Annotated in this window: 14 protein-coding genes; 3 read left to right on the top strand and 11 right to left on the bottom strand. The window is 58.2% G+C overall.

Annotation, left to right across the window (positions count from 1 at the left end; genetic code table 11):
* Nucleotides 1-273: a DUF2160 domain-containing protein gene (locus tag HX821_RS14100; protein WP_003218532.1), complete on the top strand. Its 273-nt coding sequence runs from the start codon at nucleotides 1-3 to the stop codon at nucleotides 271-273.
* Nucleotides 274-308: 35 nt separating this feature from the next.
* Nucleotides 309-2,051, top strand: coding sequence for an ABC transporter substrate-binding protein (locus tag HX821_RS14095; RefSeq protein WP_003218534.1), 1,743 nt, complete (start codon nucleotides 309-311; stop codon nucleotides 2,049-2,051).
* Nucleotides 2,052-2,191: 140 nt separating this feature from the next.
* On the opposite strand, the gene HX821_RS14090 is transcribed toward HX821_RS14095, so the two are convergent.
* The 7 genes from HX821_RS14090 to HX821_RS14060 form a co-directional block, all read right to left on the bottom strand.
* Nucleotides 2,192-3,832 carry a BatD family protein gene (locus HX821_RS14090; RefSeq protein WP_008433046.1) on the bottom strand — a complete coding sequence of 547 codons (1,641 nt, stop codon included), beginning with the start codon at nucleotides 3,830-3,832 and terminating at the stop codon, nucleotides 2,192-2,194.
* Nucleotides 3,829-5,571, bottom strand: a complete 1,743-nt coding sequence (locus HX821_RS14085; RefSeq protein ID WP_177035929.1) for a tetratricopeptide repeat protein — start codon at nucleotides 5,569-5,571, stop codon at nucleotides 3,829-3,831. Before HX821_RS14085 ends, HX821_RS14090 begins: the two co-directional genes overlap by 4 nt.
* Complete coding sequence (locus HX821_RS14080) at nucleotides 5,568-6,656, bottom strand: VWA domain-containing protein (RefSeq protein ID WP_003218538.1); 1,089 nt, start codon at nucleotides 6,654-6,656, stop codon at nucleotides 5,568-5,570. Before HX821_RS14080 ends, HX821_RS14085 begins: the two co-directional genes overlap by 4 nt.
* Nucleotides 6,649-7,143, bottom strand: coding sequence for a DUF4381 domain-containing protein (locus HX821_RS14075; protein ID WP_003218539.1), 495 nt, complete (start codon nucleotides 7,141-7,143; stop codon nucleotides 6,649-6,651). Before HX821_RS14075 ends, HX821_RS14080 begins: the two co-directional genes overlap by 8 nt.
* The gene (locus HX821_RS14070) at nucleotides 7,140-8,072 is read right to left on the bottom strand and encodes a DUF58 domain-containing protein (protein ID WP_003218540.1); all 933 of its coding nucleotides are present in this window, start codon (nucleotides 8,070-8,072) and stop codon (nucleotides 7,140-7,142) included. The genes HX821_RS14075 and HX821_RS14070 overlap by 4 nt, the downstream gene beginning before the upstream one ends.
* Nucleotides 8,073-8,077: 5 nt before the next feature.
* Nucleotides 8,078-9,037: a MoxR family ATPase gene (locus tag HX821_RS14065; RefSeq protein WP_003218556.1), complete on the bottom strand. Its 960-nt coding sequence runs from the start codon at nucleotides 9,035-9,037 to the stop codon at nucleotides 8,078-8,080.
* A 310-nt stretch (nucleotides 9,038-9,347) separates the two neighbouring features.
* Nucleotides 9,348-9,704, bottom strand: coding sequence for a hypothetical protein (locus tag HX821_RS14060; RefSeq protein WP_003212949.1), 357 nt, complete (start codon nucleotides 9,702-9,704; stop codon nucleotides 9,348-9,350).
* A gap of 468 nt (nucleotides 9,705-10,172) precedes the next feature.
* Between HX821_RS14060 and HX821_RS14055 the strand changes: the two genes are divergently transcribed.
* Complete coding sequence (locus tag HX821_RS14055; protein ID WP_177035928.1) at nucleotides 10,173-15,032, top strand: NAD-glutamate dehydrogenase; 4,860 nt, start codon at nucleotides 10,173-10,175, stop codon at nucleotides 15,030-15,032.
* Nucleotides 15,033-15,132: 100 nt separating this feature from the next.
* Here HX821_RS14055 and HX821_RS14050 read toward each other — a convergent pair whose 3' ends face one another.
* The 4 genes from HX821_RS14050 to HX821_RS14035 form a co-directional block, all read right to left on the bottom strand.
* On the bottom strand, nucleotides 15,133-16,821 hold the full coding sequence (locus HX821_RS14050; RefSeq protein ID WP_177035927.1) for an ABC transporter ATP-binding protein: 1,689 nt from the start codon (nucleotides 16,819-16,821) through the stop codon (nucleotides 15,133-15,135).
* 44 nt (nucleotides 16,822-16,865) lie between these two features.
* On the bottom strand, nucleotides 16,866-17,579 hold the full coding sequence (locus HX821_RS14045) for a lasso peptide biosynthesis B2 protein (protein WP_177035926.1): 714 nt from the start codon (nucleotides 17,577-17,579) through the stop codon (nucleotides 16,866-16,868).
* On the bottom strand, nucleotides 17,572-19,146 hold the full coding sequence (locus HX821_RS14040) for an asparagine synthase-related protein (RefSeq protein ID WP_177035925.1): 1,575 nt from the start codon (nucleotides 19,144-19,146) through the stop codon (nucleotides 17,572-17,574). Before HX821_RS14040 ends, HX821_RS14045 begins: the two co-directional genes overlap by 8 nt.
* Before the next feature lie 460 nt (nucleotides 19,147-19,606).
* Complete coding sequence (locus tag HX821_RS14035) at nucleotides 19,607-20,290, bottom strand: GntR family transcriptional regulator (RefSeq protein WP_177029354.1); 684 nt, start codon at nucleotides 20,288-20,290, stop codon at nucleotides 19,607-19,609.
* Nucleotides 20,291-20,305 lie beyond the last annotated feature (15 nt).

Raw genomic sequence — 20,305 nt, 5'->3', positions numbered from 1 at the left:
ATGGAATGGATGGCCTGGACCACCCCGACCGCACTGTTCTTTGCCGCGATCGGCCTGCTGCTGGTGGGCATGACGACCTGGGAATTGCGCTCGCCGAGTATCCCCCGGCGCGGCTTTTTACCGATCAGCACCACCCGTGGTGATCGTTTGTTTATCGGTCTTCTCGGCAGCGCCTACCTGCATTTGTTGGTGATCGGCGTAACCGGCTGGAGCATCTGGGTGGCGTCCGCGCTGTCTCTGGTGTGGCTGTTGTCTGTGATGCGTTGGGGCTAGCTGCCCCTTTTGAACCCCAAAACCAGGAGGTCTCTATGTTCGATAAAAACAATAAGCTGCGACATAGCATTTCATTGGCGGCCGTGCTGGCGCTCAGCGGGCTCAGTGCTGCGGCCTGGGCGGATGCTTATGAAGACGCTGCGAAAAAATGGATCGGCAGTGAGTTCAAACCGTCGACCCTCACCGAAGCCCAGCAGCTTGAAGAGCTGAAGTGGTTTATCAAGGCCGCGGAGCCGTTTCGTGGGATGAAGATCAACGTGGTGTCGGAAACCCTCACCACCCACGAGTATGAATCCAAGGTGCTGGCCAAGGCCTTCAGCGAAATCACCGGGATCAAGCTGACCCACGACTTGCTGCAGGAAGGCGACGTGGTGGAAAAGCTGCAAACCCAGATGCAGTCCGACAAGAATATCTATGACGGCTGGGTCAACGATTCCGACTTGATCGGTACGCACTTTCGCTATGGCAAGACAGAATCCATCACCGACCTGATGGCCAACGAAGGCAAGAACTTCACTTCACCCACCCTGGACATCAAGGACTTCATCGGTATTTCGTTCACCACTGCGCCCGACGGCAAGATCTACCAACTGCCCGACCAACAGTTCGCCAACCTGTACTGGTTCCGCGCCGACTGGTTCGAACGGGCAGACCTGAAAGCCAAGTTCAAGGAGAAGTACGGCTATGAACTCGGCGTGCCGGTGAACTGGTCGGCCTACGAAGACATCGCCAAATTCTTCAGCGAAGACGTCAAGGAAATTGACGGCAAGCGCGTCTACGGGCACATGGACTATGGCAAGAAAGACCCGTCCCTGGGCTGGCGCTTCACCGATGCCTGGTTCTCCATGGCCGGTGGCGGCGACAAGGGTCTGCCCAACGGTTTGCCGGTGGACGAATGGGGCATTCGCGTGGAGGACTGCCACCCGGTGGGCTCCAGCGTCACCCGTGGTGGCGACACCAACGGCCCGGCGGCGGTGTATGCCACGCAGAAATACGTGGACTGGATGAAAGCCTATGCACCACCGGAAGCGGCGGGCATGACCTTCTCCGAATCCGGTCCGGTGCCGTCCCAGGGCAACATCGCCCAGCAGATCTTCTGGTACACCGCGTTTACCGCCGACATGACCAAGCCGGGCCTGCCGGTGGTCAACGCCGACGGCACGCCGAAATGGCGCATGGCGCCATCGCCCGTCGGGCCTTACTGGGAAAAGGGCATGAAGAAGGGCTATCAGGACGTAGGTTCCTGGACCTTCCTCAAGTCGACGCCCGAGAAGCAGAAACTGGCGGCCTGGCTGTACGCGCAGTTCGTGACCTCGAAAACCGTGTCGCTGAAGAAAACCATCGTTGGCCTGACGCCGATTCGTGAGTCCGACATCAACTCCCAGGCCATGACCGACCTGGCGCCGAAACTCGGTGGGTTGGTGGAGTTCTACCGCAGCCCGGCCCGGGTGGAGTGGACCCCGACCGGCACCAACGTGCCGGACTATCCACGGTTGGCGCAATTGTGGTGGAGCCATATTTCGGAAGCGGCCAGCGGAGAGAAGACGCCGCAGCAGGCGCTGGATGGGTTGGCCAAGGATCAGGACGCGATCATGACGCGCCTGGAACGCTCCAAGGTGCAGCCGATTTGCGGGCCGAAAATGAACGAGGAACGGGACGCGCAATACTGGTTTGACCAGCCGGGTGCGCCGAAACCGAAGCTGGCGAATGAGAAGCCACAGGGTGAGACGGTCAGTTATAACGAGTTGCTGAAGTCGTGGGAGGCGGCGCGCAAGTAACCCAGACGCCGCAGATCAAAAATGTGGGTGCGGGCTTGCTCGCGAAGGCGGTAGATCAGTCAGCAGATATGTGACTGACAGACCGCTTTCGCGAGCAAGCCCGCTCCCACATTGGGTTTGCGGTGTTTCTGCAAGGGGGGCTATTTGGGATACAGCGGCGGCAAGCTGGTGCTGTCCCCCGCAGGGTCCTGCTCGCGCTCCGCCATCGGAATCGCCTTCACCGCCCGCCACAATTCCTCTCCCTGCCAATACTGCCCACTCTCGCTGTACAGCGCGCCGTTCAACCCATCCAGCGCATCCGACAACGGCACAAACCGCGCCGCCATATCCGCCAGGGTCTCCGGCTGCTGTCGCGCCCAGGCATCCAGCGCCTGACGCGTAGCCTGCGGGTCATTCGCCTGGCTCGCCCGCTTGAGGTCGTCCAGCAAGGTACGCGGGCTCGGGCCGGTTTGCGCGGCACGCAAAATCGCCGGCTGCCAGCGTGCACGCCACCACAAACCGAAGCCCAGCAGGGTGGTGCAGGCCAGGATCAGGCTGGTCAGTTGCCAGATCCACAGGCTGTCGTTGTCCGGCGCGGTGATCACGGTCGGGCTGGCCGGCGTGTCCACGATCAGGCTTGGGTTGGTCGCCACCTGCAGGGTGCGCGCCGGCAGGCTGGTGCGTTCCAGATGGTCTTCGTGGGTGTTCCACCACACCACTTCCACCGCCGGCAGTTCAAGCGCGCCAACGCGGTTGGGCACCAGCGCTTCGCGGTCTTCACGGCTGCCGATCAGGCCACGGTCGTTGTTCTGGTTGCTCAGCACCGGCTGGTCCGGGTAGCGGCGCAGGCCGGGGATGTCGCTCAGTGCCAGCGGTGGCAGTTGCGCGCCGGCCAGGCCTTCGGCTTTCAAGGTCAGGCTGCGGGTCAGGGAGTCGCCCACCTGTACGTGATCGGGCTCGGGGTTCCAGCTTTCCGTGAGGGTCAGGCTGCGGGCCGGCAGCCAGGGAGCGTCGGCCGGGTACATTGCCGGCTTGGCCTTGACCGTCAACGACAGCTCCGGCGAACTGACGTGAATCAGCTTACCGGGCTTGGAACCCTGGGGGTTGTTGTCCTGGGCGGGCCGTGGCTCTACCAGGGTGGCGCTGAACGTCTGCGTCGGAATGGTCAGTGTGCCGCTGTGCTGCGGGTAGATGGCATAGCGGGTTTCGATCACACCGTGGCGGATGCCGTTGATGACTTTCTCGTAGGTGCGCGACTCGCCCAACTGCTCGATGCGCGTATCGGCGACCTGCAACGGCGTGAGGCTGCTGTCGTCATACAGCGATACCGAGTGGTAGACGCGCACGGTCAGCAACGCCTGGGCCTGGACGTAGACGCTGTCCTGGTCGAGGTTGGTTTCGATGAACACAGGAGCCAGTTGGGCCTCGGTGTTCTGGCTGACGGTTTCCACCACTTGCAGGGTAATCGGCTGGGTCTTGAGTTCGCCGATCTGCAACGGTGGAATCACCACGGTGCCGTTCTCCTTGGGCAGCAGGGTGATGATCCAGCGGGTGGTGGCGTGGTTGTCGCCGCCCAGGGTGGTGAGCTGGTTGATCTGGCGTGTGCCGCTCACTTCAAACAGAGGGTCCAGCGGCGCCAGGTCCGGTTTGCCGAACAGCGTGACGTCGTTGGATTCCACCGTCAGTTCCACCGTCTCCCCGGAATTGATGCGGCTGCGGTCGACACTGGCCACCAGGCCGGCGGCCTGGGCCTGGCTGGCCCACAACGCGAGGGTGAGAAGAAGGGCGGTGCAGCGGTTCATCGAGTCTTGTCCTGATGTTGTTGCTGTTCGTACCAGAATTTGCGTCGCAGCAACTCGCCGGGGTTGTCCGGGATCTGCCGCAGCCATTGTTCCAGGGCCTGGCGCTGCTCGCCTTCAAGCGTGCCGTCGACCGGGCGCAGGGGCGGGGTGGTGGTTTGTTCATCACCCAACTCGCTGCCGGGTACCTCGTTGCTGCCGGCGTGGGGCGTGGCCCCGGTTTGCGTGTCGGTCGCGCCGGGCTGGCCCTGGCCTTGGGACGTCTGCTCGCCACCGGTGGCGGTCTGGCTGCTGGCGCCCGGTTGCGCAGTCTGGCCGGGTTGGGTGGTTTCGTCATCCTCGTTTTTTGCAGGCTTGGCCGGCTCGGTTTTTTCCGGTTCCTGTTGCATCAGGCTTTCCACCAGCGCCTTGTTCTTCAGCGCCGGCTGCAAGTCTGGCTGGGCTTCGAGGGCTTGTTCGTAGGCATCGATCGCCGCTTCCAGCTCGCCGCTTTTGGCCAGGGCATTGCCTCGATTGTAGTGGGAGTAGGCGTCGCTGCCTTCGGCAAACCGCTTGGCGGCTTCGGCATAGTTGCCCGCTTCATACAGTGCGACGCCTTGCCATTGCGGGTCTTCGAAATGTTCGGCTGCTTCGGCCGGGCGTTTTTTCTTCAGCAGCAGTTGACCCTGTTGGTCGGGGCGCAGCCACAGGTCCTGGAAGTCGAAGGCATAGCTGGGCTGCGGCGCGCCCAACAGCAGCAACGGCAGGAAGAACAGCCAGCCCCGGCGCCCGGCGCAGGCAGCGAGCAGCAGCAGTGGCAAGAGCAACCAATAACCCTGGTCGGCCCAGGTGTCGAGGTGCAGCAGTTGGCCGTCATTGCGCAGGTTTTGCGGGCCATCCAGCAGGCCGAGGTGGCGCAGGTCCTTGTCGTCCAGGCGGGCCTGGCGGTAGCGGCCGCCCATTTCGCTGGCGAATGCCTTGAGGGTCGGGCTGTCGAGACGCGGTACGAGGATTGCGCCTTGGGCGTCCTTGAGGAATTCGCCGCTTTCCTGGGTCACCGGCGTGCCTTCGCGGCTGCCAATGCCGAGGATCGACAGGCTCGGCGCCTGGTTGCCTTGCAGCTGCAGGCGGATCCCCTGGCGTTCCTGCTTGGACAGCGACGAGCCGATCAGCAGCAGCCGACCCTGGCCGAGGCCGCCATGCTTGAGCAGGCTCAGGGCCTTCTCCACGGCCAGGTCGGCGCGGTGGCCGGGCTCGGGCATGATCGAGGGGCGCAGGGCTTCCAGCAGGTTATGGCTGGTGGCCAGGTCGTCCGAGAGTGGCACCAGCGTATGGGCGCTGCCGGCGTAGACCACGATGGCGGTCTGCGCATCGCTGCGGGCCTGAAGCAGGTCGAACAGCTTGCGCCGTGCCTGTTCGAGGCGGCTGGGCGGGCTGTCGGTGGCGAGCATTTCCGGGGTCAGTTCCAGCAGCACCACCAGCGGGTCGGCGGGCTTCTGGCTGGACTGTTCGACGCGTTCCCAGCTCGGGCCCAGCAACGCCAGCACGGCCAGCAGCCAGGCGATGCCGAGCACCACCCATGGCGACTTGCTTTCGCGGCCACTGCCGCCGCTGAGCAGCGCGGCATGGAACGCCGGCGGCAGAATCATCTGCCAGCGCCCGGCGCGTTTCTGGCGGTGCCACAACTGCCACAGCAACCAACCGAGCAGCGGCAGCAGCAACAGCCACCAGGGACGGAACCAGTGCGGCCACAGGGCGATCATCGACGCCTCCGCAAACGCAGGCGTTTGAGGCGTTCACGCCATTCAGGATTGGGTTGCAGGAAACGGCCCTTGCTTGAGAGTTTGTTGAACAGGCGTTGCAGGGCGTTATCCGGCCAGCGTTCCTGGATCACCAGCAGCATGCTGAGGATCAGCGCCAACGCCAGCGGCGCGCTGTACAGCGCCTGGGCGGGGCGGGCCTGGGTGGGTTGCTGGGCCACGGGTTCGAGCTGGTCGAGGGTTTCCTTGATCTTCAGCAGTTCGTTGCCGTCGCGGGCGCGGAAGTAGCGGCCGCCGGTGGCCTCGGCGATGGCCTTGAGGGCCGGCTCGTCGAGGTCGAGGCTCGGGTTGACGCCGAGGATGCCCAGGGAGCCGGTTTGCTCGGGGTCTGCGCCGATGCCGATCGGGTAGATTTTCACCCCTTCTTCGGCGGCCAGGCGGGCGGCGGTCAGCGGGTCGATTTCGCCGGCATTGTTGGCGCCGTCGGTGACCAGGATCAGCACCCGGCTTTGCGCCGGACGCTGGCGCAGGCGCTTGAGGGCCAGGCCGATGGCGTCGCCAATCGCGGTGTTTTTACCGGCGATGCCAATCCGTGCCTCATCCAGCCAGGTGCGCACGGTGCGCCGGTCAAAGGTCAGCGGCGCTTGCAGATAGGCCTGGCTGCCGAACAGGATTAATCCCACGCGATCACCTTCGCGGCCCTCCAGGAAATCTCCCAGCAGGTGCTTGACCAGGCTCAGGCGGCTGACGTCTTCGTCTTGCCATTGCATGTCGGGGAAGTCCATCGAGCCGGAAACGTCCACCGCCACCAGCAAGTCGCGGCCGCTGGCTGCAATCGGCAAGGGTTCGCCGAGCCATTCCGGGCGGGCGGCGGCGGTCAACAGCAGCAGCCACAGGAACACAAACGGCGCTTGCTGGCGCCATCCCGGCAGGTTGACCCGCGCGCGGCGGCGGGCCAGGCCTTCGAGGTCGCTGAGGAAGCTGACTTTCAGCGCCGGTTCGCCGCTGTCGGCCACCGGCAGGATGAGGCGCAGCAACCAGGGCAATGGCAACAGGGCAAAGATCCACGGCCAGGCGAACTCAAACATGTTTGCGAATCCAGGTGTCGACGGCCTGGGTCAGCCCGGCGATGGCCTTGTCGTCGAGTTTGCATTCGGGCTTGTAGGCGCCTTCCACCAGCACCATCCAGCGGGTCAGGCCGGCGGCGGGGCAGCGGTTGTCGAGGAACGCCAGCCACTTGCGGCCATTGAGGGTGTGGCTCTGGCTGTAGGGGTAGTCGTTGCGGCACAGGCGCTTGAGCAGGCCGTTGAGTTGTTGCAGCCAGGCACCGGCCGGTGCGCCGTCGTAGGGTTTGGGCATCAGCGCCAGTTCGGCGAGGGCGGCGATGCGCAGCGGGTCCAGGGGTTGTTCGGCACGGGCCAATGGGCGCTTGGCTGGCAGGAAACGGCGCAGCCACCACAGGCCCCAGCCCGCCAACGGGATGATCAGCAGCAACAGCCACCAACCCGGCGCCGGCGGCCAGAAGCCGATCACTGGCGGGGCGATCAGGGGTTGCAGTTGGTCGAGGCTGCTCATTGCTTTTTAACCGGGCGTTGCGGGTTCAGGTATTCGCGCAGTTGCTCGACCATTTCACCCTGGGTACTCAAGGGCATCAACAGCACCCGCAGCTTTTGCGCGAGCAGTTCCCAGCGTGCGCTGCGGGCTTCGGCCTGGGCCTTGTAGGCCTGGCGCAGATCAAAATTCAGGGTGTCCAGTTCCAGCTGTGCGCCGCGCTCGGCGAAGCGCAGCAGGCCGGCGGCGGGCAGGGCGTGGTCCAGCGGGTCGGAAACCGGCAACAGCAGCAGGTCGCAATGCCGCGACAACAGGCTCAGCTGTTGCTCGGCGCCTTCGGTCAGGGCGCGCTCGTCACAGATCACAATCACCAGGCTGCCCGGGCGCAATACTTCCCGGGCTCGGCGCAAGGCCATGCCGAGGGCGTCGGCTTCGGGGCGGCGTTCGGTGTTGAGGCTCTGGTTGACCCGTACCAACCGGTTGAGCAATTGCAGCAGGCTTTGCTTGCTGCGCCGGGGTTTGATTTCGTAGTGCTCGCTGTCACCGAACACCAGCCCGCCGACCCGGTCGTTATGGCCCAGCGCCGCCCAGCCGATCAGGCTCGCCGCCTGAGCCGCCAGCACCGACTTGAACATCTGCCCCGAGCCGAAAAACAAGCGGCAGCTTTGCTCCACCATGATGAAGATCGGCCGTTCGCGCTCTTCATGAAACAGCTTGGTGTGTGGCTCCTGGGTGCGTGCGGTGACGCGCCAGTCGATGGTGCGCACATCGTCGCCGGCCTGATACACCCGCACCTGGTCGAAGTCGACCCCGCGCCCGCGCAGTTTCGAGTGGTGCAGGCCGATCAGCGGGCTGCGCTGGCTCGGCGTGGAAAACAGCTGCACTTCTCGGACGCGATGGCGCATCTCGATCAATTCGCTCAGGGTGACACGGGTTCCATCGCCAGCGTTCATGGGCGTCAAGCGACGGCAACGACGTCGAGAATGCGTTGCACCACGCGGTCCTGGTCGATACCGGCCGCTTCAGCTTCGAACGACAGGATGATGCGATGACGCAGCACGTCGAACAGCACCGCCTGGATGTCTTCCGGGCTGACGAAATCGCGACCGGCCAGCCAGGCGTGGGCCCGGGCGCAGCGGTCCAGGGCAATCGAGCCACGAGGGCTGGCGCCATAGGCAATCCATTCGGCCATTTCCGGATCGAACTTGGCCGGGGTGCGAGTGGCCATGACCAGTTGCACCAGGTATTCCTCCACCGCATCGGCCATGTACAGGCCGAGGATTTCCTTGCGCGCGGCGAAGATCGCCTGCTGGCTGACGCGCCGCTCGGGCTTGGTTTCACCGTTGAGGGCTTCGCCACGGGCCTGCTGCAGGATGCGGCGCTCGACGGCGGCATCGGGGAAGCCGATTTTCACGTGCATCAGGAAACGGTCGAGCTGGGCTTCGGGCAGCGGGTAGGTGCCTTCCTGCTCGATCGGGTTTTGCGTGGCCATCACCAGGAACAATGGCGACAACTCGTAAGTGCTGCGCCCCACGCTGACCTGGCGCTCGGCCATGGCTTCGAGCAATGCCGACTGCACCTTGGCCGGGGCACGGTTGATTTCGTCCGCCAGCACCAGGTTGTGGAAGATCGGGCCTTGCTGGAACACGAAACTGCCGGTTTCCGGGCGATAGATCTCGGTGCCGGTGATGTCGGCGGGCAGCAGGTCGGGGGTGAACTGGATGCGATGGAACTGGGCCTCGATCCCTTCGGCAAGCTCCTTGATGGCCTTGGTCTTGGCCAGCCCGGGAGCGCCTTCAACCAGCATGTGGCCATCGGCGAGCAGGGCAATGAGCAAGCGCTCGATGAGTTTTTCCTGGCCGAGAATCTGCGTTGAAAGAAAGGTTCGCAGCGCAAGCAGCGCTTCACGATGTTCCATCGATGACGGTTCCTGGAGAGGTGAGACTGGGCATTGCGAAAAATGCCAGGCCTGGGGGCGTTACTTTAATGCATCGGAGGGGGTGGAGACTAACGGCGCGGGGGGTATTTTTCGGGAAATGTGGGAAATGTCTGAGGTTTTTTCCGATAGGCGCCTGCCTTTGTGGCGAGGGAGCTTGCTCCCGCTGGGTTGCGCAGCAGCCCCAACAAGGCTGCCGAGTTTTTCCAGGCAGAAAGCAGTTGGCTGGATTGGGGCCGCTTCGCAGCCCAGCGGGAGCAAGCTCCCTCGCCACATTGTGCGTGTTTGGCAGCTAGGCCCGGATATAGGTCCCGGTGCCCTTGAGAATGTTCTGCAGGGTTTCTTCCACTTCGGCCAGATCCGACTCGGCGGTGCCGTGGGTGATTGCCAATTGATCGTGGCCGCCCAATGCATCGGCATCCGCCGCGCCAATCTCCACTAACAGTGTCGTGGCACTCAGGGTGATCTTCAGCCCGTCCAGGGTCGACGGCTCGTAATCCCAGGTGACTTCCACCTCGTCCTCGTCCGGATAACGGGTCACCATGAACATCTCGCCCTTGTCGCCGTGGCAGCAGAGCATGGCCATGTTGTCTTCTTCGTCATCGCACGGGTTGACGATCAGGTGGGCGGTGGTGAGTTGCAATGGCATGGTTAATCCTGTCTGGGGGAGGGCGAAGCAGGGCAATTGTGCCATTGCGGCGAATTTTGTGCTGCATCGTGTGTCAGACCTTGTGGCATGACCTGGCGGGCAATATCAGTCATTTCCGGTACTCGGCGCCTTGGGATTTCTCTGAAAACACCCGGTTGCCCAAGTCGCAACCCGCCGGCAGCGTGCCGATGACCGAATATGTCGCAGCGTCGCAAGCAGCTTGCTTCCTACACTCGTTAAGCTGCGCAACGGATGTGCCTCGCCAGGAGTCTGACCTGCCCGTCGTACCGTCACCTGGCAAGGTGCGCATCTTATGGAAGTTGAATGTGACCTCATTGTCTTGTCCAGCTTCACCCACCTGTCACTCTGAATTCGTTACTGTAGACCGCGAACAGAGCTGACGGTCTCCCCGCAAGGGGATAACACGCGACGCTTCCATCAATAACAAGCCCAAGCGGAGTACCACAGATGGCGTTCTTCACCGCAGCCAGCAAAGCCGACTTCCAGCACCAACTGCAAGCGGCACTGGCGCAGCACATCAGTGAACAGGCACTGCCACAAGTGGCGCTGTTCGCTGAACAATTCTTCGGCATCATTTCCCTGGATGAACTGACCCAGCGTCGCTTGTCCGACCTGGCCGGTTGCACCCTGTCTGCCTGGCGCCTGCTTGAGCGCTTTGATCACAACCAACCGCAAGTGCGGGTCTACAACCCCGATTACGAACGTCATGGCTGGCAATCGACCCACACTGCGGTCGAAGTGCTGCACCACGACCTGCCATTCCTGGTGGACTCGGTGCGTACCGAGCTGAACCGCCGTGGCTACAGCATCCACACCCTGCAAACCACCGTACTCAGCGTGCGTCGTGGCAAGAAGGGCGAATTGCTGGAAATCCTGCCCAAAGGCACCCAGGGCGAAGACGTTCAGCAAGAATCGCTGATGTACCTGGAAATCGACCGTTGCGCCAACGCCGCCGAGCTGAGTGTCCTGAGCAAGGAACTTGAGCAGGTACTGGGCGAAGTGCGCGTTGCAGTCGCCGATTTCGAACCGATGAAAGCCAAGGTCCAGGAGCTGCTGGCCGGTATCGACGCCAGCCCGTACGTGATCGACGGCGAAGAAAAAGCCGAGATCAAGAGCTTCCTGGAATGGCTGGTGGGCAACCACTTCACCTTCCTCGGCTACGAAGAGTTCGTGGTACGTGACGAGGCGGACGGCGGTCATATCGAATATGACGCCAACTCGTTCCTCGGTCTGACCAAACTGCTGCGCCCGGGCCTGACTACCGACGAGCTGCGCATCGAAGACTACGCGGTGAACTACCTGCGTGAGCCGGCCGTGCTGTCGTTCGCCAAGGCTGCACACCCAAGCCGCGTGCACCGCCCGGCCTACCCGGACTACGTGTCGATCCGCCAGATCGACGCCGACGGCAAGGTCATCAAGGAATGCCGCTTCATGGGCCTCTACACCTCCTCGGTGTACGGCGAAAGCGTGCGGGTGATTCCTTACATCCGTCGCAAGGTGACGGAAATCGAGCGTCGCTCGGGCTTCCAGGCCAAGGCGCACTTGGGCAAGGAACTGGCCCAGGTGGTCGAGGTTCTGCCCCGCGATGATCTGTTCCAGACCCCGGTGGACGAGCTGTTCAGCACCGTGATGTCGATCGTGCAGATCCAGGAACGCAACAAGATCCGCGTGTTTCTGCGCAAGGACCCGTACGGCCGTTTCTGCTACTGCCTGGCCTACGTGCCGCGCGACATCTATTCCACCGAGGTGCGCCAGAAGATCCAGCAAGTGCTGATGGATCGCCTGAAAGCCTCGGACTGCGAGTTCTGGACGTTCTTCTCCGAGTCCGTACTGGCTCGCGTGCAGTTGATCCTGCGGGTAGACCCGAAGAACCGCCTGGACATCGACCCGCTGCAACTGGAAAAAGAAGTGGTGCAGGCCTGCCGCAGCTGGCAGGACGACTACTCCAGCCTGGTGGTGGAAAGCTTCGGCGAAGCCCACGGCACCAACGTGCTGGCGGATTTCCCGAAAGGTTTCCCGGCCGGCTACCGTGAGCGTTTCGCCGCGCATTCGGCCGTGGTCGACATGCAGCACTTGCTCAGCCTGACCGAAGCCAACCCGCTGGTGATGAGCTTCTACCAGCCGCTGGGCCAGGTTTCCGGCCAGCGCGAGCTGCATTGCAAGCTGTATCACGCCGATACGCCGCTGGCGCTGTCCGATGTGCTGCCGATCCTGGAAAACCTTGGCCTGCGTGTCCTGGGTGAATTCCCGTACCGCCTGCGTCATGCCAATGGCCGCGAGTTCTGGATTCACGATTTCGCGTTCATCGCCGCCGAAGGCGTGAACCTCGATATCCAGCAATTGAACGACACCCTGCAGGACGCGTTCGTGCATATCGTGCACGGCGATGCCGAAAACGATGCGTTCAACCGCCTGGTGCTGACGGCCGGCCTGCCATGGCGCGACGTGGCGCTGCTGCGTGCCTACGCCCGTTACCTGAAGCAGATTCGCCTGGGCTTCGACCTGGGTTACATCGCCAGCACCCTGAACAACCACACCGACATCGCCCGCGAGTTGACCCGGTTGTTCAAGACCCGTTTCTACCTGGCGCGCAAGCTCACCGCCGAAGACCTCGAAGACAAGCAGCAACGCCTGGAACAAGCGATCCTCACGGCCCTGGACGACGTTCAGGTGCTCAACGAAGACCGCATCCTGCGTCGCTACCTGGACCTGATCAAGGCCACCTTGCGGACCAACTTCTACCAGGCTGACGCCAACGGCCAGAACAAGTCGTACTTCAGCTTCAAGTTCAACCCGCACGCGATTCCTGAGCTGCCCAAGCCTGTGCCGAAGTTTGAAATCTTCGTCTACTCGCCACGGGTTGAAGGCGTGCACCTGCGCTTTGGTAACGTCGCTCGCGGCGGCCTGCGCTGGTCTGACCGTGAAGAAGACTTCCGCACTGAAGTATTGGGCCTGGTAAAAGCCCAGCAAGTGAAGAACTCGGTGATCGTGCCGGTGGGCGCCAAGGGCGGTTTCCTGCCGCGTCGCCTGCCGTTGGGCGGCAGCCGGGACGAGATCGCGGCCGAGGGCATCGCCTGCTACCGCATCTTCATTTCCGGCCTGTTGGACATTACCGACAACCTGAAAGACGGCGCCCTGGTGCCACCGTTGAACGTGGTGCGCCACGACAACGATGACCCGTACCTGGTAGTAGCAGCGGACAAGGGCACTGCGACCTTCTCCGACATCGCCAACGGCATCGCCATCGACTACGGTTTCTGGCTGGGTGACGCGTTCGCTTCCGGCGGTTCTGCCGGTTACGACCACAAGAAAATGGGCATCACCGCCAAGGGCGCGTGGGTGGGGGTGCAGCGTCACTTCCGTGAGCGCGGCATCAACGTCCAGCAAGACAGCATCACCGTGGTGGGCGTGGGCGACATGGCCGGCGACGTGTTCGGCAACGGCCTGTTGATGTCCGACAAGCTGCAACTGGTCGCGGCCTTCAACCACCTGCACATCTTCATCGATCCAAACCCGAACCCGGCCAACAGCTTCGCTGAACGTCAGCGCCTGTTCGACCTGCCGCGCTCGGCCTGGACCGACTACGACACCAGCATCATGTCCGAAGGCGGCGGTATCTTCTCGCGCAGCGCGAAGAGCATTGCCATCTCGCCACAGATGAAAGAACGCTTCGACATCCAGGCCGACAAGCTGACCCCGACCGAACTGCTGAATGCCTTGCTCAAGGCACCGGTGGACCTGTTGTGGAACGGCGGTATCGGTACTTACGTCAAGGCCAGCACCGAGAGCCACGCCGATGTGGGCGACAAGGCCAACGACGCCCTGCGCGTCAATGGCAACGAGCTGCGCTGCAAGGTGGTGGGCGAGGGCGGTAACCTCGGCATGACCCAGCTGGGTCGTGTGGAATTCGGCCTCAATGGCGGCGGTTCCAACACCGACTTCATCGACAACGCCGGTGGTGTGGATTGCTCCGACCACGAAGTGAACATCAAGATCCTGCTCAACGAAGTGGTGCAGGCCGGTGACATGACCGACAAGCAGCGCAACCAGTTGCTGGCGAGCATGACCGACGAAGTCGGCAGCCTGGTGTTGGGCAACAACTACAAGCAAACCCAGGCCCTGTCCCTGGCTGCCCGCAAAGCCTTCGAGCGAGCGGCCGAGTACAAGCGCCTGATGAGCGACCTGGAAAGCCGTGGCAAGCTGGACCGCGCCATCGAGTACCTGCCTTCGGAAGATCAACTGACCGAGCGTGCCGCCACCGGCAAGGGCCTGACCCGTCCGGAGCTGTCGGTACTGATCTCCTACAGCAAGATCGACCTCAAGGAAGCGTTGCTCAAGTCTCTGGTACCGGATGACGACTACCTGACCCGCGACATGGAGACCGCGTTCCCGCCGAGCCTGGTGGCGAAGTTTTCCGAAGCCATGCGTCGCCATCGTCTGAAGCGCGAGATCGTCAGCACCCAGATCGCCAACGACCTGGTCAACCACATGGGCATCACCTTTGTTCAGCGGCTGAAAGAGTCCACTGGCATGAGCCCGGCGAACGTGGCCGGTGCCTACGTGATCGTGCGTGACATCTTCCACCTCCCGCACTGGTTCCGTCAGATCGAAGCCCTGGATCACCAGGTCTCGGCTGAAGTGCAACTGGCGTTGATGGACGAACTGATGCGCCTGGGCCGCCGTGCCACACGCTGGTTCCTGCGCAGCCGTCGCAACGAGCAGGATGCTGCCCGTGACGTCGCGCACTTCGGTCCGCACCTGGCGGCGTTGGGCCTCAAGCTCGACGAACTGCTGGAAGGTCCGACCCGCGAAGGCTGGCAGAACCGTTACCAGGCCTATGTCGAAGCCGGTGTGCCGGAGCTGTTGGCGCGCATGGTGGCAGGCACTACCCACCTGTACACCTTGCTGCCGATCATCGAAGCCGCTGACGTGACCGGTCAGAGCGCGGCGGACGTGGCCAAGGCGTACTTCGCCGTGGGCAGCGCCCTGGACCTGCCGTGGTACCTGCAGCAGATCAGCGATCTGCCGGTGGGCAACAACTGGCAGGCCCAGGCCCGCGAAGCCTTCCGCGACGACGTGGACTGGCAGCAACGGGCGATCACCATCAAGGTTCTGCAAATGGCCGATGCGCCACAAGACATGGAAGCCCGCGTGGCCCTGTGGCTTGAGCAGAACGCGAGCATGGTGGAGCGCTGGCGCGCGATGATGGTGGAGATTCGTGCTGCGGTCGGTACGGACTACGCCATGTACGCGGTAGCCAACCGTGAGTTGCTGGACTTGGCGATGAGCGGTCAGTCGGTGCTGTAATGGGTCTGATTGAGCGTTAATACAAAAAGCCCGGTATCGAAAGATACCGGGCTTTTTGTATTCAGGATGCCTAATTCATACTTCTTAAAATTAGAGTGGTCTATATTGTTGCTGGTTTGGATAGGTTTTCATAATACCAACCTCTCGACGATATAAGCTGCGCTGGTGAGCCGGTCTCCACTATTGAGCCGTTTAATAAGACAATAATGTGGTCAGCTAACCCGGCATCCTCAAGGTCGTGAGTGATAATTATCCTTGTTGTATGGTGTTTGAGGGTTTGGAATATGTAGTCATTTATTATTTTTTTTGAGTTGACGTCCAAAGAGTTTGTAGGCTCGTCTAGAAGTAGCAGTTTGGAATTTCTTGCAACTGCTCTTGCAAGAGAAATTCTTTGTTTTTCTCCACCGGACAAGCCTTCAAGTGTTCGCTCAGTTCCATCTTCTTCCATCATGGGGGGCATGTTTGAGCTGTGATAAAAACTGATTGTCTTGTCGTAGTGCTGGTTGGAGGTGGAAAATATATTGTTTTTTATTGTTCGATTAAACAGGCAATGTTCTTGAGGAACATATCCCAGGCGGCAACGCAATTTTTTTACGTTGGTATGGGATAAGCGTTCCGAGTCTACATATATGTGGCCTGAGTGGAGGTTGTAGAGTCCGGCAAGTGATTTGAGCAAGGTACTCTTTCCAGAGCCGGAACTGCCCACGATGGCCATAGATTCACCTGGAGGAATTTTAAATGATACATTTTTTAGGATGAATGAGTCATCAAATCCTTTTACGTAAATATTGTCCACTTCTATTGATGGGGCGGATAACGCTGTACAGTCTATTTTATGTTGCTTGTAATCGAGTGAGCGGGTGAGCAAAAAAGCCGAATTTTCTGCAATGGTAACGGACGCTCTCTTAATGCTGCTGATGACTAGGCCAAAATAGCTGACGGGTAAAACAAACTGTAGCAAATAGGCATTGATCTGTACAAATTCACCCACCGAAATCACATCCTTCGACAGATCTACGGCGGATAAAACGGTGATTATTGTAAGGCCCGCACCCATTACCGCTATCTGCGCCCCTCCGATGAATTGGTTTGTTATGGTATTTTTTACTTCGCTGGTATTGATTTCATTTAAGTTTCTTTCTATGTTAAGTTTTTCGGTGTTTTCATTTGAATGGGCGATTACTATTTCGCGGTTTTTTAGAAGGTCTAAAATTACTTCGTAAGCGGTTTGTGAAATTTTGTTTGCAGTAGTCTGTCTTTCTCCAATGAGTTTGAATGTAAAGTAAGAAATGGTGCCAAAGGCAAATACGACTAAGGCTAGTGTGAGGGAGTAAATGACTGGTAAAAATTGTATGAGGATGCCTATTGACAAGAAAAATCTAACAATTAGTGGTAATACTTGCGAGAGTACACCGTCTAAAAAAATAGGTAAGGCAGAATTTATTCGAGAAAGTTTGTTGGCAAAAACTCCGCTCGACATCGCTGGCTGGCTGGAATCCCATATGAAAATCGTATTTAAGCAGAAACGAATACTGGCCTCTTTTTTGACTTGCTCAATTAAAATGCTGCTAAAGACGGCTCTGAGCCTGAGCATAAGTTCAGAGGCTAACCAGACCAAACCATACGCTGCGCCTACCCATGCAAGATTATAACTGGGCAGGTTGTCGCTGTAAGAGTCAATCAATGTTTTTAGCAGTGCGGGCGCTGCCACCGAAAAGACCACGGTTAAAATATCCATTACTATTGAAAGCGCAAAAAAAAGCTTTAACTTGTGTCCGGCGACTGCCATTATGCTGAAACAGATTCTAATGCAAGTAAAAAAATCTTTTCCTATCATCCAGTTGTACCTATGGAAACGATAATAGCGAGATCTTGAGGTAGCTCGGCTTTGTCGAGAATGACTCCGTATGGCCCCTCAGTCCATGCGTGAGAAATAAATGGGTGTGTTTGAACACCAATGTTGAATGAACATCTAAGGCTTTCTTCGAATGCAATCCTAGATAGGCTGTATGCGAATTCGAGGCATTTTACTTCGACGCTCAATAATTTAATTGCAAAATTAATGTTATTCCCTATTTTTACCAGTCGCCGTTGGCTCGTTTTTTTCTGTTGAAAACTGCTTGCTCTAAGGTCGTTTAATAACTCCGAAAGCTTGCCTGCTTCGGTGAGTGCTTTAGCGCGTTTTAGATAAATAAATGCTTTGATAAACAATGTAGGAGTTAGATCTCCCAGTCTCCAGGAATCGTCTCCGTTACGCCACTCACAGGTAAATGCGCCTACGCTATTTTTTACATCGACAAATGGTTTGCCAGGAGTCCGTTCCTCAATGGACAAGATTCCACACTCAGTTAGTTCGCTTATAAACTCCCTGTCCTTTGATGTTAGATGGTTAGGCGATTTGTGAATTATTGACTCTATGAATTTTCCCTGATCAGGTTCAAAAAAAATAAACCGATCCTTTGTTTCGTCCAGGCTCACAATTTGTGAGTTGTAAATTACGCTGTGCAGGCCTTTTGCCCACTGTACTACTGGTTCTTTATTAGCCATTTATATAAGGCTCCCAGTGCTTTATGAACATGTTTGCTGTGTATAAGTGTATAAGCGCGTGTGGGCACTGTATTGCGCCTACAGCGATCCCGCTTATCAGTCTTTGAATGCGGTCCGTGTCAACAATGTCCAGTTCCACGAGTGGTCCATTTAAAATAAGTTTTTCGATTTCAAATCGGTTCGCCAATAAAGATTTTTGTGTCAGGCCCATCGCACTCCCTTTTCTGGTGTTCCATAAGGAGTTATCGCTATATCGATCAAATGCAGATTGCCGTAGAAAATGCCTGTCGAATTTTCCTTTTATTAATTTATGCGAATGTACCTGTAAAGCAGTAGCTAACGACTCAGGCGATAGGAATGGATATAAATAGCGGCCAGGTACACCCGAGAGTGGTGAGGTAAGCATTTCATACTTGTTTATGAGCGCATTTTGCGTTCGGTCTCGTAAAGATATCCGATGATCATTGTTGTCTACTTCGTAAGAAGACCTGTTGTTGCTTTCTTTGTCTATATGTTCTGGTTTTAGAATTAGATTTGCACCGTAGTCAATAGCTAAACATTTTTCTGGGTCATTCACTCGGTTAAGTGTTTGGTGGTAGCTGGACTTTGAGGCGGCGTACATGCTCGCGATAGGTGATCTAAAATACTCTGAAAGATTTTTCAGTGTTATGGCTGCGGTAATGTAGCGTCTTTCTTTGATGAGTTCTATAACAAGCCCTTTCTGAGGTAGCGCACAAAACAGCGCGTCTCCGCCGGCGCCGTTGATAAGTGTAGTATTCTGATTAGTGATTAAATCATTAGAAAAGTCTAGATAGGCAGTGTTGACCAAGCCGGTATGAGGAAAGCTAGGTAACAATGTCGTGCAAGGCTGACATCCAAATGGTAGGGAGTCATCATAGTTTAGTATGGTGATATCGCACTTGTAACGCTCGGCGGTTTTTATTACTGATTGGGTATCGTCTCCTGATGCGCAAAAATGGTCTGTAATATGATAAAGTTTTAAGCGTTCGGGACAGAGTCTTAGAAGTATATGCAGTAATATAGTGGATTCCAGTCCGCCGGAATATTCAAGCCCAATAGTGCCGGTACTTGGAATGCTTTTTTCCATATGTGTTTCTAGAATATCCAAAAAATTTACACGTCTGGCAGTATCCCAGTCGCGGTTGATTACGACCCAGTTGACAATGTCGAGTGCGGTTCCTGGTGGCAAATACAATACGCCCGCAAACGGTGAGCTAAAGCACGGTTGTGTTCCATACATGAGGTATTTTATGAAGTGTTCTTTGTTTATTTTAGGTGTCTCATGAGATTTTTCGATTGTTGTCTTCAAATCAGAGCTGATGTGGATATGCTCAGGTGAACGCTTGTTAACGTATAGTTGGTGTTTGCAGTGGTGGCCGGTTTCTATGAAATTGCCTTTAAGCGAGAGTATTGGTTTGCCTCTTTCGCTCAGTATGTGTTCATTTGGATCCTTGGGGTTGGGTAGTAGGGTATATCCATCGTTGGTAATATCTGGGGTTTTTACGAGGATTGCTACTCTGTCTTTTATTTCAATCATGAAGTGCATCCAATGCCTCCATCCCTTTGAATCGTTATTAAATGATTAAGCATCCAGCGACTCTTCGCTCGCTGGACGCTTAATCAGTTTATTTTACGATACTGGGTACTTGGCCCATTGAGGGTGTTCCAAGTTTGGCCCGCCCGGTGGCCCTTGGATATTTTTTGCTGCAGGTAGTTGAATCAGGTTTTTAAAGTTCATAGCAAATCTCCTTTATCAAACGTGATTTGGTATTGACTTTGAATCGAAATGATTCAAGAGCAAATTTAGAATCTTGAGTCCAAAAGTACAGACTCAGAATTCCTCAAATATCGTAGGAAAGTTCCCGAGCGAGAGGTGTCGTAGCGAAGCCAAACGCTGGCATGCGCAATCGGGGCTGTAACCAGCTTGATTGAGCGTTAAAACAAAAAGCCCGATATCGAAAGATGCCGGGCTTTTTTGTGTGCGCCATTTACAGGCTCGACAGCTGCTACGTGATAAGGAGCTTGGCTTCCAGATGGTCCAGATGTTGAGTCATCAAGGCTACGGCTTTGCCGGCATCGCCATGCTCCACCGCATCCACAATCGCCCTATGTTCCTGCCATGCGCAATACGTGCAAGCCTTGGCCTCAAACTGCGCAATCGCCAATGAGGTCAGCGGCACCAGGCTGTTGAGAAACTGTGCCAGCGGCGCGTTGCCCGCAATTGCCGCCAATTGCAGGTGAAATTCCCCGGAAAGGCGAATCGCCGGGCCACGTTCGTCACGCTCGATGCAGTCGCGCTCCCGTGCGATCAACTCCCGCAGTTGGCGGATCTGCGCCGGTTTCGCCTGGGCACACGCCAACTGCACCACGGTGATTTCCGTCAGGCGCCTTGCCTCGAGAATCTGCTGGGTCTGTTGTGCATCCGGTGCCGCTACCTGGGCGCGGTGGTTGGGCCGCAGGATGATCACTTGCTGGTGCGACAGCCGCGCCAGCACTCGGCGAATCACGCTGCGGCTGACGCCAAAACTTTGCCCGAGGCTCTCCTCGGTAAAACGGCTGGCGGGGGCGATGCGTTGCTCGAGAATGGCGTCGAACAACGCCGGGTAGATGTCGTCCACCGAGAGTTTCGGCTTGCCCACCAGGCGCAACGGCGTAAAGGGGAAAGGGGTGTGCAGGGCGTGAGCGGTCATGCGCGGTCTCCTGGA

The organism is Pseudomonas sp. B6001, assembly GCF_013386015.1.
GTDB lineage: Bacteria > Pseudomonadota > Gammaproteobacteria > Pseudomonadales > Pseudomonadaceae > Aquipseudomonas.
This window is presented reverse-complemented; position numbering and strand designations above follow the sequence as displayed.

What these genes read in the sequence shown, in the direction of transcription:
- HX821_RS14085 (WP_177035929.1), bottom strand. Translation starts at nt 5,571, where the DNA reads ATGATCGCCCTGTGGCCGCACTGGTTCCGTCCCTGGTGGCTGTTGCTG.
- HX821_RS14065 (WP_003218556.1), bottom strand. Translation starts at nt 9,037, where the DNA reads ATGGAACATCGTGAAGCGCTGCTTGCGCTGCGAACCTTTCTTTCAACG.
- HX821_RS14035 (WP_177029354.1), bottom strand. Translation starts at nt 20,290, where the DNA reads ATGACCGCTCACGCCCTGCACACCCCTTTCCCCTTTACGCCGTTGCGC.
- HX821_RS14055 (WP_177035928.1), top strand. Translation starts at nt 10,173, where the DNA reads ATGGCGTTCTTCACCGCAGCCAGCAAAGCCGACTTCCAGCACCAACTG.
- HX821_RS14050 (WP_177035927.1), bottom strand. Translation starts at nt 16,821, where the DNA reads ATGGCAGTCGCCGGACACAAGTTAAAGCTTTTTTTTGCGCTTTCAATA.
- HX821_RS14075 (WP_003218539.1), bottom strand. Translation starts at nt 7,143, where the DNA reads ATGAGCAGCCTCGACCAACTGCAACCCCTGATCGCCCCGCCAGTGATC.
- HX821_RS14060 (WP_003212949.1), bottom strand. Translation starts at nt 9,704, where the DNA reads ATGCCATTGCAACTCACCACCGCCCACCTGATCGTCAACCCGTGCGAT.
- HX821_RS14100 (WP_003218532.1), top strand. Translation starts at nt 1, where the DNA reads ATGGAATGGATGGCCTGGACCACCCCGACCGCACTGTTCTTTGCCGCG.
- HX821_RS14080 (WP_003218538.1), bottom strand. Translation starts at nt 6,656, where the DNA reads ATGTTTGAGTTCGCCTGGCCGTGGATCTTTGCCCTGTTGCCATTGCCC.
- HX821_RS14095 (WP_003218534.1), top strand. Translation starts at nt 309, where the DNA reads ATGTTCGATAAAAACAATAAGCTGCGACATAGCATTTCATTGGCGGCC.
- HX821_RS14040 (WP_177035925.1), bottom strand. Translation starts at nt 19,146, where the DNA reads ATGCACTTCATGATTGAAATAAAAGACAGAGTAGCAATCCTCGTAAAA.
- HX821_RS14090 (WP_008433046.1), bottom strand. Translation starts at nt 3,832, where the DNA reads ATGAACCGCTGCACCGCCCTTCTTCTCACCCTCGCGTTGTGGGCCAGC.
- HX821_RS14070 (WP_003218540.1), bottom strand. Translation starts at nt 8,072, where the DNA reads ATGAACGCTGGCGATGGAACCCGTGTCACCCTGAGCGAATTGATCGAG.
- HX821_RS14045 (WP_177035926.1), bottom strand. Translation starts at nt 17,579, where the DNA reads ATGGCTAATAAAGAACCAGTAGTACAGTGGGCAAAAGGCCTGCACAGC.